This is a genomic window from Thermostichus sp. OS-CIW-33 (assembly GCF_054059615.1).
The window spans coordinates 47,563-60,363 of the sequence record NZ_JBSSCH010000007.1; the positions used below are offsets into that span (position 1 = coordinate 47,563).

Here is a 12,801-nt window from a genome sequence, read left to right on the forward strand (position 1 = left end):
TGGCTTGGCTATGGAAGACAAGATCAGAGCGGGAAGTGTGCTCAGGGGACGCTATCGCATTCTCCATCCCCTCGGGGAAGGAGGGTTTGGCGTAACCTACAAGGCGGTGGATCAAGACACCTTCGATAGCCCTTGCGTCGTCAAGCGCCTTCGCCCCCTCTCCACGGATCCCTATACGTTGGCCACGGCTCGCAAGCTCTTTGAACGGGAAGCCAAGGTTCTCAACCGGCTCAACCACTTCGACCAGGTGCCCCGCCTTTTGGCCCACTTCGAGCAGGATCAGGATTTTTACTTGGTGCAAGAGTTTGTTGCCGGGCATGATCTCAGCCAGGAGCTGATCCCGGGCAAGCCGCTGAGCGAGGCCGAGGTTTTGAAACTGTTGTGGGATATTTTGGAGATCCTGCGCCATGTACACGCCCACCAGATCGTCCATCGGGATATCAAGCCGGCCAACCTGATGCGCCGCGATGCCGATGGCAAGTTGGTGTTGATCGACTTTGGGGCAGTCAAGGAAGTGGGGCGGTTGGTCAGCCATGCCCCCGGCCAAACCCAGTTGGCGACGGTGATTGGCTCGGTTGGCTACATGGCGCCCGAACAGCTCAACGGCAAGCCCCAGCCCTGCAGCGACCTGTACTCCGTAGGGGTGCTGGCCATCCAAGCCCTCACCGGTCGTCCTCCCCATAAGATCCGGGACGATCCCCGCACCGGCCAACTGCTCTGGCGGGATTTGGTTCAGGTCAGCGAGGAGCTGGCCGAGATTTTGGATCGCCTGATCTGCCCCCACTGGCAAGAGCGCTTCCAGTCCGCTGCTGAAGTGTTGGAGGCGCTGCGGCCCCTGTTGCCTTTTCCCCAAGAGGCGACGCTCGGCGATGTTTCGGTGGATCAGGTTTTGGCGACGCGCCTGTTGGCCCGCGCACAGGAGAAAGCTCGCCAAGGGGATTTCCAGGGGGCGATTGCCGACTGCACGTTGGCCATTCAATTGGATCCCCAAAATAGCCGCGCCTACAGCCAGCGGGGCAGCGCCCGCTACAAAAGTGGGGACTTGGCAGGGGCCATCGCAGATTACACCCAAGTTATTCAACTGGCAGGGGACGCCCGCGCCTATTTCAACCGCGGCATTGCCCGCTACCGGCTGGAGGACTACGAGGGAGCTGTTGCCGACTACACCCAGGCTCTCGGCCTCAACCCACAATGGGCGGTGGCCTACTACAACCGTGGCAATGCTTACCGGCAACTCAATCAGCAGCAGCAGGCCATCGAAGACTATTCGCGGGCCATTGAGCTCAACCCGGAAGATGTGCGGGCCTATTTCAACCGCGGCGTGGTGCGCGGCCATCTGGGAGATGCGCAGGGGGCAGCAGCCGATTTTTCCGAGGTGATCAAGCGGGACCCTCAGGACGGGGAAGCCTACTTCAACCGGGGAGTGGCGCGGGTCCAGTTGTCAGATTTGCAAGGGGCCGTCGAGGACTACACCCAAGCGCTGCAGTTGGATCCTCGCCACGGCAAAGCCTATTACCACCGGGGCCTGGCCCGGCAAGCGTTGGGGGATCCCCAAGGGGCCGTTGAAGATTTTTCTCAGGCCCTATCCCTACGGTCTGCTGAGGCCACTGAGCTACCTGAGGCAGAGGCGGCAGCCCAGGCGGATCTCTACTTGCAGCGGGCCATGGCCTACCTGAGCAGCAACACCCTGGAGCCGGCGCTGGCCGATTGTGAACAGGCTCTCCGTCTGGATCCCAACCTGTCGCGGGCCTATCTCTGCCGGGGCTTGGCTCGCCAGGGGCTGGGGGATCCCGGCGGCGCTCTGGCAGACTTCAACCGCGCCCTGGAGCTGGATCCCCAGATGGCCAAAGCCTACCTCAACCGGGGCATTGCCCACCTGGACTTGGGCAACATCGAAGCGGCTTTGTCGGACTTGAGCCAGGCCATCGCTCTGGATCCCCAAGATGCCAGTGCCTACAGCAGCCGCGGGCGAATTCATTGGCTGCTGGGGGATCCCCTAGCGGCTCTGCAGGATTACACGGCTGCCCTGGAGCGGGATCCGCAGAACCCTCAGCTCTACTTCAACCGCGGCCAACTCCATGTTGAGCGGGAAGATTGGCCGGCAGCCTGTGAGGACTTCTCGCAGGTGTTGCAGTGGGCGGCGAGGCCTGGGATCCCACGCGGGCCGGAGCTGCTGGTTAATGCCCATCTGCGCCGCGGTATGGCACGGCAACGGTTGGGGGATTGGCAGGGAGCGCTGGCCGATTTCGACCAAGCTCTGCAAGGGGATCCTCAGTCGGGCTTGGCTTATTTCCATCGCGGCCAAGTGCGGGCTGCTCTGGGAGATGGGCTGGGGGCCATCCAGGATTACCACCAGGCTTTGGCGCTGGGGGTGGCAGTGGCCGAGGCGGATATCCGCCGAGATCTGGCGCGGGCCCAAATCCAGACGGGAGATCTGCAGGCGGCCTTGGAGCAGTTGAACGAGGCGGTGCGCTTGCAGCCGGAACGGCGGGATCTGCGCCAAGAGCGAGCTGAGTTGTGCCGACAGCTGGGCCGGTGGCCAGAGGCCATTGCCGACTACGACGAGGTGTTGCGGCAGGATCCTCAGGACTGGACGGCTTGGCTGGGACGGGGCATGGCCCATGGACAGGTGGGCAACTGGGATTCCGCCATTCAGGATCTCAGCCGGGTTTTGCAGCAGGATCCTGACCACAGGGAAGCGCTGTGGCACCGAGGACAAGCCCTGCAGCAGTTGGGTCAGACCGAAGCGGCCTTGCAAGATCTAAACCGTCTGCTGCAGCGGGATCCCCAACACAGGATGGCCCGCTTGGCCCGCGGCTCTCTGTTGTTGACGTTGGCAGTGCGCGGCACCGATGGCCCTACCAACCGTGCGGAGCAGGATCGCGTCAGCGGGACGGAGTCCTTGGAGCTGGGGTACTACGCGCAGGCTGAATCCGACTTCGACCAAGTCATCCAGGAAGAGGCCCAAGACGGGGAACAGTCCCGGCAGCTCTATCTGGAGGCCCACCTGAAGCGGGCCCAAGTCCGCCGCCTGCGCCACAACCTGGAGGGGGCAATAGCCGATTGGGATCGGGTCTTGGAGCTGGCCAGCCCAGGGGATCCAGAAGTGCTGGTCACCGAAGCCCTGTTGTATCGGGGCTTGTGTCGCCAAGAGAGGGGGGATCTGGCTGGGGCGTTGGCCGATTTCACGGCGCTGATCCAGCAGCAACCGCAGGCTTCTCAGGCTTTTGCTTTGCGGGCAAGGGTGCATCTGGCTTTGGGGGATCAAGAGGCGGCATTGGCGGATCTCAACCAAGCTCTGAGCCTCGACCAGAACTGGGGGGTGGCCGATGCTGCCCTGGCCTACCGTCAACGGGGGGATCTACACCGGCAGGCCAATTGCCCTGAGCTGGCCATTGCCGACTACACGCAGGCCCTGGCCTTGAACCCCCAGGAGCACTCTGCTTTGCTCCACCGAGCTCTCCTGTGGGATGGCGAGGGACAGACGGACAAAGCGATAGAAGACTACACCCGACTGCTGCAACTGGAGCTGGATCCCCAGGAGCGGGTCTGGGTTTTGAACAACCGCGGCTGGGCCTACGCCCAACAGGGGGATTTTTCGGCGGCCATCCGCGACTACGACCAAGCCATAACACTCTGCACTGCTGACGCGAGCGATAGGGATCCCTGCCACCTCAAGGCCCACCTCAACCGCGCCCTGGCCCGGACTGCCCTTGGGGATTGGCAGAGAGCCTGCCAGGATTTCCAGGCTGCCCTCCAGATGCAAGGGTACGAAGGTCGGCTTTTGGAAGACGTTATCGCTAGTTATTTCAAAATAGGTTGAGACACTTCCCAAAGGCTCCGCGCCGTCGCCGCGGCCACCTCCAACCTCTCTTAGAAATCGATGGGATTTGAATGGACAGTTAGAGGGATCGGCTCAAGCCTCCTCCGCCACTTCTCCCGTCTCGGGCCGCAGCAGCGGAAAGGCAATGACATCGCGAATGCTGGGAGCGTCGCACAGCAGCATCACCAAGCGGTCGATCCCCACGCCCAGGCCGCCGGTGGGGGGCAGGCCATATTCCAAGGCCGTGAGGAAGTCTTCATCCAGAAAGTGGGCCTCCTCATCTCCGGCTGCCTTCAGGGCTGCCTGGGCCTCCAGCCGCTGCCGCTGATCCACCGGATCGGTGAGCTCGGAGTAGGCGTTGGCCGTCTCCCGCCCAACGATGAACAGCTCGAAGCGCTCGGCCAACCCCGGTTTGCTGCGGTGGGGCTTGGTGAGGGGACACACATCCAGGGGGTAGTCCAGAACAAAGGTGGGCTGGCGCAGGCGGCTCTCGCAGCAGTGCTCAAAGGCTTTGACCAGCAACTGGCCGGGGGAGTCCTGGGGGGAGAGATCGGGGATCCCTTGGGCGGCCAAGGCCGGCAAGAGCTCTTCAGGGCATCCCTTTTCCACATCGATGAAAATGCCAGTGGCCTCCTCCACCAGCTCCTGCATCGTCACCCGTCGCCAGGGAGGGGTGAGGTCGATGGCTTCCCCTTGGTAGGTGAGCTGCAGGGATCCCCGCACCGCCAGGGCGGCGTTGCAGACCAGGGTTTCCGTCAGCTCCATCATGGTGTGGTAGTCGGCGAAGGCTTGATAGGCCTCTAGAGAGGTGAACTCCGGGTTGTGGCGGGTGGAGATGCCTTCGTTGCGAAAGACCCGCCCAATTTCATAGACTCGCTCGATCCCGCCCACCACCAGCCGCTTCAGGTGCAGCTCGGTGGCAATGCGCAAGTAGAGATCCAGATCCAGGGCGTTGTGGTGGGTAACAAAAGGCCGCGCCTCCGCCCCGCCGGGGATCACCTGCAACACTGGCGTCTCAATTTCCACAAAACCTCGCTCTTCCAGAGTCTGCCGCAGGGAGCGGATGATCTGGGCGCGGTCGAGCAAGGTCTGCTTGACCTCAGGGTTGACGATGAGATCGACGTAGCGCTGGCGGTAGCGTTTCTCCACATCCCGCAGGCCGTGCCACTTGTCCGGCAGCGGCAACAGCGCCTTGGTTAGCACCTGGTACTCGTCCACCCGCACCGACAATTCCCCTTTTTCGGTGCGCTTGAGGCAGCCCTTGGCCCCCAGCCAATCGCCCACGTCGATGAGCTTGTCCAAGTTCTTGAAGGCCAACTCCCCCATATGCTCCGTCAGCCGTTGCTTCTCCAGGTAAAGCTGGATGGTGCCGGAGCGATCCTGAAGGGTAAAGAAAGCCAGCTTGCCCATGACCCGCCGCGCCCGGATCCGCCCGGCCACCGCCACCTGCACATCCTCCCGCTCGCCGCCGGGCTCTAGGTCGGCAAATTGCTCCTGCAGCTCGGCAGCCAGATGGGTAACAGGAAAAGAATAGGCATAGGGCGGGATCCCTTGTTCCCGCAGGTGTTGGGCTTTTTCCAGGCGGGCGGCCCGTTGGGCAACTTCGCTGCTGCTGGGGAGGGTAGACATGGCGGTGGATAGGCAATGGACAATGGAAGCCCCGTTAGGGACGGGATTTTTCAGGCTGCCGGCGGTGCGATCGCGTTAGCGGGACGGAGTCCTTTCGCGTTAGCGGGACGGAGTCCTTTCGCGTTAGCGGGACGGAGTCCTTTCGCGTTAGCGGGACGGAGTCCTTTGCCGTGGGAACGCAGCAGCTCCAAAAGGGCTTCGGCCCGTTGGCGTTCTGCCTCAGCGCGCTGTTGTTCCAGAGCAGCCTTTTCTTCGCCGGTGGGCAAAACCTGCCCCTCCCGATCACACCAGCGTAGCCATTCGGTATTCACGACCTCAAAGGATCGCTGCCAGAGGGTTAAGCCCAGCCCGATCGCGTTAGCGGGACGGAGTCCTTTCTCCTCCAGCCATGTGGACGCGAAGGGGACAAACTCACCTCCCCGCCGCTGAAAAAGGGCCAGAGGGGATCCCTGCAGTTCCCTTAGTTGCCGCAAGGGAGAGGCTACGCCCGCTGTGCGATCGTAGACCGCGTAGTAGCTGACGCCGGCGCGGGCATAGTCTTTGCGTTTGCGGCCCAGCTCTTCCCCTTTGCGCTTGGAGACAATCTCAATGACCACATCCGGCGGCTTACCCATCTCCCAGACCAGGTAGGTGCGATCTTCCTTGCGCTCAAAGCTGGCGGGGGGAGCCACCTCCAGGCTGAGCGTCACATCGGGCATCAGGGGGGGCAGTTTGAGGGCATAGAACAGACCGACATTGGCCGTGGCCAAAAAGGGGATCGGTTCCCCGGTGTCTTTGGCCTTGGGCTGGAATGAGGTGTAGAGGGCACCGGTGAGCAGGCGCTGCAGCTTCTCCGAGTGAATGCTGTCCACAGGCTCATCGTCCTCGATGACCAGGTCACTAATATCCGGTGGCTCTGGCAGAGGAAATGCCGCCTCCGGCATCGAGGGCTGGACTGGGCTGGAGAGTGCAGAAACCATGCTCACCGGGATCCGTTGCTGGTGCCGCTAACTGAGGGCTGGGGTTTGACTCATGCTACTGAGCTGTTCGCGCAGCAGGCGTAACCTTTTTTGAGAGTAACAAAAGTCTTCGGGAAAGTGATGAAGGCACCACCAGAGCAGCCGACGATGTTCCTGCAGCAGGCGTAGCCTCTGGAGATAGGGCGCAGCAAAACCCGGCGACGGGATGAAGTGCAAGGGGATTTTCTTGGGCAACTGCCCTCATTCTGGGCTCTGGGAACCGGGCAGAGCCACGAGCAGAGCCTCCAGCACCCGCTGCACCCGGCTCAAGCGCAATCCATAATCTGACAAAACGGGACTGTTGGGAATGATGGCGTGGCGAAACCCCAGCTTGCTGGCTTCTTTCAAGCGCTGCTCCAATTGGGCCACCGGGCGCACCTGTCCTCCCAACCCCACTTCGCCGATCAAGACCGTCAAGGGATCCACCTGTCGATCCCGGAAGCTGGCGGCCACGGCCACTGCTACCCCCAAGTCGGCAGCTGGCTCGGCTACCTGAATGCCGCCGGCAGAGGCGATGTAAGCATCGTATTTGGAAAGCGGGATCCCCACCCGTTTTTCCAGCACAGCCAAGATCTGCAAAAAGCGGTTGATTTCAATGCCGGTGGAGGTGCGGCGGGGGGAGCTGTAGCTGGTGGGGCTGACTAGGGCCTGCACTTCCACCACCAAGGGGCGGGTGCCCTCGCAGGCAACGATGGTGGCTGTTCCGGGCATGGCCTGATCCCGGCTACTCAAAAAAAGCTGCGAGGGGTTCTCCACCTCCACCAAGCCAGAGGCGGTCATCTCAAAAACACCCATTTCCTGGGCTGCCCCAAAGCGGTTTTTGACGGCGCGCAATAGGCGGTGGCTTTGGAAGCGATCCCCCTCAAAGTACAAGACCGTGTCCACCAAATGCTCCAGCACCTTCGGCCCGGCCAGGGATCCGTCTTTGGTAACATGGCCTACAATCAGCAGAGCCACCCCCAGTTTTTTGGCCAGCCGCATTAACAGGCCGGTGCATTCCCGCACCTGGGAAACGGATCCCGGCGCCGAGGTGAGTTGCCCCCAGAAGATGGCTTGAATGCTGTCGATCACCGCCACCTGCGGTTGCAGAGCCTGGATCTCCGCCACGATGGCCTCCAGGTCGGTCTCGGCCAAGAGGTAGAGCTGCTCGCTTTCCACCCCCAGCCGCTCGGCGCGTAGCTTGATCTGCTGGGCTGATTCTTCCCCCGACACGTATAAGATGGGCCCGCTCTTGGCCAGGTGGGCAGCGCTCTGCAGCAGCAGGGTGCTCTTGCCAATGCCCGGATCCCCGCCAATCAACACCAGGGATCCCGGCACAATGCCACCTCCCAACACCCGGTCAAACTCGCCATAGCCGGAGGAGAGGCGAGGGTGGCGATCTGAGGAGACCTGGGAGAGGGGGAGGGCCGACCGGGGGATCCCATTGGCGCGGTTGGACCTAGGAGCGAGGGCTTGGGCCCGTGGGGACTTGGCCGCTGGGGCGACGACCACTTCCGTCAGGGTGTTCCAGGCGCCGCAATGGTCGCAGCGGCCCAAAAACTTGGCATAGCGCTCGCCGCACTGGCTGCACTCCCAGACGGTTTTGGCCTTGGCCATAGCCGGGGACTCCTAGGCCTGGGGAGCAGCGGCGACAGGGAGGGGCACCTCCGGCAAGACCAGGGATCCGCACTGGGCGTGGTGGCGCAGCAGATGGTCGCAGAGGACCAGGGCCACCATCGCCTCCACCATCGGCACTGCCCGCGGCAAGACACAGGGATCGTGGCGTCCCCGCGCCGCCAAAACCGTCTCTTGCCCATTGAGGGTGACGGTGTTTTGAGGCTGGCGAATGGTGGCAGTGGGCTTAAAGGCTACCCGCAGGACGATGTCTTCGCCGTTGCTGATGCCCCCCTGGATGCCGCCGGAGCGGTTGCTGCGGGTGCGCCAGCCGCCGGGGGTCATGTAAAACTCGTCGTTGTGCTGCTTGCCCGTCAGGTAGGTGCCGGCAAACCCCGAGCCAATCTCAAACCCCTTGCTGGCTGGCAGGGACATCACCGCCTTGGCCAAGTCGGCCTCCAGCTTGTCAAACACCGGGGATCCCAGCCCGCGCGGCACCCGGCGGGCTACACACTCCACCACTCCCCCCAGCGAATCCCCTTCCCGCGCCGCCTCCTCAATTTTTTGGATCATGGCCGCCGCCGCTTGGGGATCGGGGCAGCGGACGATGTTGGCCTCCACCTGCTCTGCAGTTACCGAGCTGGGATCCACCTGGGCTTCCACGTCTTTTACCCGCTGCACGTAGGCCAGGATCTCCACCCCTGCCGCTAGGCGCAGGATCTTCTTGGCAATGGCCCCGGCAGCCACCCGGCCAATGGTTTCTCGCGCTGAGGCCCGTCCGCCCCCCTGCCAGTTGCGGATGCCGTACTTGGCCTGGTAGGTGGCATCGGCATGGGAAGGGCGGAAGGTGGTGGCCATCTCCTGGTAGTCCTGGGGGCGGGCATCCTGGTTGCGCACCAGGATGTGGATGGGGGTGCCCAGCGTAAAGCCCTGAAAAACCCCGGAGAGGATCTGGCAGCGATCCGCTTCCTGGCGGGGCGTCGTGATGGGGCTCTGGCCAGGACGCCGCCGATCCAGCTCTGCCTGAATGTCGGCCTCGCTCAAGGGCAGCCGCGGCGGGCAGCCATCCACCACCACCCCCACCGCCCCCCCGTGGGACTCGCCATAGGTGGTCACGCAAAACAGGACACCGAAGGAGTTGCCGTTGGCCATGGGATCCCCAAGCAAGAAGCCGTTACTCGCAGGCGGCTGGGAGAGACTGTTTTCTATTCTGCACTAGGGGAGTGGCGGGCAGTGCGGTGCAGCTGGCGGCAGCCGGCAATTCCCCGCAACACCAGGTGGGGATCCCAGCGCAGCTCTGGGTCAAGCGGGCCCAAGTGAGGGTGGAGCCACTTCCCATCCCCGCCGGTCAGCAGCAGGGGGCCTTGGGGAAAGCGGCGACGCCAGTCGGCAATGAACTCGCGCAAGCCAGCCAAGAGGGTGTGGAGGATGCCGCTGCGGATGGCAGCCACGGTGTCGTTGGCCCAGCGAGGGGGCAAGGGATCCTGCGGATCCCACTGCACTTTGGGCAGCAGGGCTGTGTGATCAGCCAACGCCTGCGCCTGCAACCCCAGGCCGGGCAAGATGGCCCCTCCCACCAGGGATCCTTCAGAGTCAGCTCCTGTGAGGGTCAGGGCAGTACCCGCGTCGATGACCAAACAGGGCCAGCCGTAGTGGATCCCAGCAGCCCACAGGGCCAAAGCCCGATCCAGCCCCAACCCCGGGTAGGGATCCCGCAGCGGCACCTGCGACAGCTCCAACTGATGCACCCAGGGCGATGCTGGCGGCAGGGGGGCAGAGCCCACAGGAGCCAGCCACAGCTCTGTCTGCTGCGGCCAGGACAAGGGCTGGTGAGCAGGAAACCGCTCCACCTTCACCAGGGTCTCCTCCACAAACCAACCCCAGCGCACGTGAGTGTTGCCCAGCACGGCTGCCAGCCACTCACGACAACAGTGCGAAGCGTTGAGATCTGCCCCCTCCTCAAAACTCATGCAGCAGCTCTGCCTCCACGCGAAACAGCTCCACCGGCTGGTCGGCAGGGATCCCGGCCAACCTCTTGGCAGTGGCGAGCTGCCATTCCGTCGTCAAAGCTTCTCCCGGCAGCAACACCGCCCCCCGTGTTCCGGAGCGGATAAACAAGCCCGTGCGGGTTGGATCCACCTGCTCCACGGCGGCGAAAGGACTCCGTCCCGCCGACGCAATGGGCACCACCCGCCGCACAATGGCTACCTGAATGGAGGCCGACTCCAGCTCCCCAGGTCGCAGAGGCACGTAGCGCCAATCGCGGGTGACTGCCCCCACCGCCGCCCGGATGGTGGCCCTGACCAGGTCCTCGCCGCTGGGATCCAAGCTGCCCCAGCAGCCGCGGGGCCGACCCCCTGTACTCACCGTTACAAAAACCCCCGCAGAGCGCCGCCAGTGGGGCGGGATCTCCTCTGGAGGTGGCAGCACCTGGCCGGTGGCGAAGTAGTAGGCAATGGCCTGACGCGCCAGCGCCGGCAGGGTGTCAGGGAGAGGTTGTCGCCGGCTGGGAGAGGGGATCCCTGCTGATCGCGTTAGCGGGACGGAGTCCTTATTGAACTCCGTCTCGCCCGTGCGGTTGTGCCAGCGGTGCGGACCACCCACGGATCCCGTCCACAAGCCCAGCCCCGCAGCCAGGAGCAGGCCGAGAAGACCCAGCAATCGAACCGTGAAGTGAACTCGGCAGGTGAACACCCAAGAGAATCCCGTTGGTGGTCACAACAACCGTACTCTAAAAGCTACGCCCTCTCTGCTGCAAATACTTGAAAACGGTGTTCAAATCCTTGTCGCCGCGCCCAGAACAGTTGACCACTACCCGTTGCTGGGATCCGAGCTGTGGGGCCAAAGTTTTCAGGTAGGCCAGCGCATGGGCCGTCTCCAGCGCGGGGATGATCCCTTCCAGCCGCGACAGCAGCAGCAGCGCTTCCACCGCTTCGTCGTCAGTAACCGCGTAGTACTCGGCCCGCCCGATTTCTTTTAGGTAGCTGTGCTCTGGCCCCACGCCAGGATAATCCAAGCCAGCGCTGATGGAGTGGGCCTCCTGCACCTGACCTTCTTCATCCTGCAGCAGGTAGCTCATCGCCCCGTGCAAGACCCCGATGCGACCGCGGTTGAGGGTAGCGGCGTGGCGGGGCGTGTGCAGCCCTTCTCCGGCAGCTTCAATGCCGATCAGCCGCACCTGGGGATCCCGGACAAACTCGTTGAACAGCCCCAGCGCGTTGGATCCACCCCCCACACAGGCCAGCAACACATCCGGCAGCCCTCCCCATTTTTCCTGGCACTGCTGCCGCGTCTCCTGGCCGATGACATCGTGAAAGGCCCGCACCAGCTTCGGGTAAGGGTGGGGCCCCGCCACCGTGCCGATGACGTAGTGGGTGGTCTCCACGTTGGTTACCCAGTCGCGGATGGCCTCGGAGAGGGCGTCTTTGAGGGTGCGCGTGCCCGATTCCACTCCCCGCACCTCAGCGCCCAAAAGGCGCATCCGCTGCACATTGGGGGCCTGCCGCTCCATATCCAGCGCCCCCATGTAGATGACGCATTCTAGGCCAAAGCGGGCGCACACGGTTGCCGTGGCCACCCCATGTTGGCCGGCGCCAGTCTCGGCAATGATCCGCCGCTTGCCCATGCGCACCGCCAGCAGCACTTGGCCAAGGGCGTTGTTGATCTTGTGGGCGCCGGTGTGGTTGAGATCTTCCCGCTTCAGGTAGATCTGCGGGCCGCCGTAGTATTCGGTTAGCCGCTGGGCAAAGTAGAGGGGGCTGGGCCGCCCAACAAAATCCCGCAACAGGTTGTGAAACTCGGCGCGAAAGTCGGGATCCCGCCAATGCTGCTCAAAGGCTTCCTCCAGCTCCGTTAGGGCGCTCATCAGGGTTTCCGGCACAAACCGACCCCCAAACGGCCCAAACCGCCCCTGGGGATCCGGACGCACTTGAGGGTCAAGGGGATCCAAAACACGAGGGGAAAAAGCAAAAGAAGCTGAGGTCATGGCAGAGTCCGTCCGGGCCTTGTAGCCTGCAACTAGAGAGAGGCTTTCCCATTCTACAGAAGGAAGGGGCGATGACCAGTCTCGCCTCTCTTCTTCTGCCGTGGGATCCCGAAAAGTTGTTTTGAACAAGGGTCTTCCCAGGATTTTTAAGATAAGGCCGTCAGGTTTGGGTGGCCTATGGACGAACATCTACAAGAGTTGCTGCGGCAAGAAGATCAAAAAAGAGCGGATGCAGAAATTCGTCGTACCTATGCCCTTTCTCAAAAGTCTCAGGGGGTGGCGATCTTTTTGTCCATTCTGCTTGCCTTCGGAGCCTACCTCTACACGCGGCGGTGGAAAGCTCTGATGATCTTTCTGGGGTGGTGTCTCTTCATCGGCGTGTTGTTTAGCGACGAAGAAGGAGAGGTTTCTCTCCCTGGGCTGTTTCTGGCCTCTACCTGGGCAGCGGTAGACAATTGCAGCGCTATCCAGCGGGCAAGAGAAGAAATCGAACGGCTGCGCTCCGGCCAAAACCCTGATGTTGATCGGCAAACTTAAACTTGGTCGACAAAACAAAATAGTGGCCCAAAAATCGGTATTTTATTTCAAACTCTCGAAAAAGATGCTATACCTACTATTTCAAGTGGCACCCAGATACAAGCGGCGCAACCGACCCATTCTCAACGGCAGTGAAACTTGGATTCCTATTCCCTTTGTCTTTTGGGAAAGAGCTTGGACAAACCAAATTCTGTCCCCCTAGGAGAGGGGCTGGAGGTGAGAGAGCTTAGGATAGC

Annotated in this window: 9 protein-coding genes; 2 read left to right on the top strand and 7 right to left on the bottom strand. The window is 62.6% G+C overall.

Annotated elements, in window-relative coordinates; translation table 11 throughout:
- Window positions 1-10: 10 nt before the first annotated feature.
- Window positions 11-3,823: a tetratricopeptide repeat protein gene (locus ACVWZG_RS06935; RefSeq protein ID WP_457406191.1), complete on the top strand. Its 3,813-nt coding sequence runs from the start codon at window positions 11-13 to the stop codon at window positions 3,821-3,823.
- A 93-nt stretch (window positions 3,824-3,916) separates the two neighbouring features.
- On the opposite strand, the gene lysS is transcribed toward ACVWZG_RS06935, so the two are convergent.
- The 7 genes from lysS to trpB all read right to left on the bottom strand — a co-directional run bounded on the left by lysS (window position 3,917) and on the right by trpB (window position 12,028).
- A complete protein-coding gene (gene lysS / locus ACVWZG_RS06940; RefSeq protein WP_457406189.1) occupies window positions 3,917-5,452 on the bottom strand; it encodes a lysine--tRNA ligase in 1,536 nt (511 codons plus the stop codon).
- Window positions 5,453-5,502: 50 nt separating this feature from the next.
- The gene (locus ACVWZG_RS06945) at window positions 5,503-6,411 is read right to left on the bottom strand and encodes a Uma2 family endonuclease (RefSeq protein ID WP_457406187.1); all 909 of its coding nucleotides are present in this window, start codon (window positions 6,409-6,411) and stop codon (window positions 5,503-5,505) included.
- Between the two features lie 240 nt (window positions 6,412-6,651).
- Window positions 6,652-8,046, bottom strand: coding sequence for a DNA repair protein RadA (gene radA, locus ACVWZG_RS06950; protein WP_457403476.1), 1,395 nt, complete (start codon window positions 8,044-8,046; stop codon window positions 6,652-6,654).
- Between the two features lie 12 nt (window positions 8,047-8,058).
- Entirely contained in the window at window positions 8,059-9,195 is a 1,137-nt protein-coding gene (gene aroC, locus ACVWZG_RS06955) for a chorismate synthase (RefSeq protein WP_414351901.1), read from the bottom strand.
- Between the two features lie 53 nt (window positions 9,196-9,248).
- Window positions 9,249-10,013, bottom strand: coding sequence for a pantothenate kinase (locus ACVWZG_RS06960; protein WP_011433124.1), 765 nt, complete (start codon window positions 10,011-10,013; stop codon window positions 9,249-9,251).
- Window positions 10,003-10,737, bottom strand: a complete 735-nt coding sequence (locus tag ACVWZG_RS06965; protein ID WP_457406184.1) for an AMMECR1 domain-containing protein — start codon at window positions 10,735-10,737, stop codon at window positions 10,003-10,005. The genes ACVWZG_RS06960 and ACVWZG_RS06965 overlap by 11 nt, the downstream gene beginning before the upstream one ends.
- 37 nt (window positions 10,738-10,774) lie before the next feature.
- Window positions 10,775-12,028 (bottom strand): tryptophan synthase subunit beta, encoded by a 1,254-nt coding sequence (gene trpB, locus ACVWZG_RS06970; RefSeq protein WP_457406225.1) that lies wholly within the window; start codon window positions 12,026-12,028, stop codon window positions 10,775-10,777.
- Window positions 12,029-12,205: 177 nt separating this feature from the next.
- Here trpB and ACVWZG_RS06975 point away from each other — a divergent pair, with 177 nt between their 5' ends.
- Window positions 12,206-12,565 (top strand): hypothetical protein, encoded by a 360-nt coding sequence (locus ACVWZG_RS06975; RefSeq protein WP_457406183.1) that lies wholly within the window; start codon window positions 12,206-12,208, stop codon window positions 12,563-12,565.
- Window positions 12,566-12,801: the final 236 nt, after the last annotated feature.

Excerpts from the sequence above, each read along its gene's own strand:
- ACVWZG_RS06935 (WP_457406191.1), top strand. The coding sequence starts at position 11 with ATGGAAGACAAGATCAGAGCGGGAAGTGTGCTCAGGGGACGCTATCGC.
- lysS (WP_457406189.1), bottom strand. The coding sequence starts at position 5,452 with ATGTCTACCCTCCCCAGCAGCAGCGAAGTTGCCCAACGGGCCGCCCGC.
- ACVWZG_RS06945 (WP_457406187.1), bottom strand. The coding sequence starts at position 6,411 with ATGGTTTCTGCACTCTCCAGCCCAGTCCAGCCCTCGATGCCGGAGGCG.
- radA (WP_457403476.1), bottom strand. The coding sequence starts at position 8,046 with ATGGCCAAGGCCAAAACCGTCTGGGAGTGCAGCCAGTGCGGCGAGCGC.
- aroC (WP_414351901.1), bottom strand. The coding sequence starts at position 9,195 with ATGGCCAACGGCAACTCCTTCGGTGTCCTGTTTTGCGTGACCACCTAT.
- ACVWZG_RS06960 (WP_011433124.1), bottom strand. The coding sequence starts at position 10,013 with ATGAGTTTTGAGGAGGGGGCAGATCTCAACGCTTCGCACTGTTGTCGT.
- trpB (WP_457406225.1), bottom strand. The coding sequence starts at position 12,028 with ATGACCTCAGCTTCTTTTGCTTTTTCCCCTCGTGTTTTGGATCCCCTT.
- ACVWZG_RS06975 (WP_457406183.1), top strand. The coding sequence starts at position 12,206 with ATGGACGAACATCTACAAGAGTTGCTGCGGCAAGAAGATCAAAAAAGA.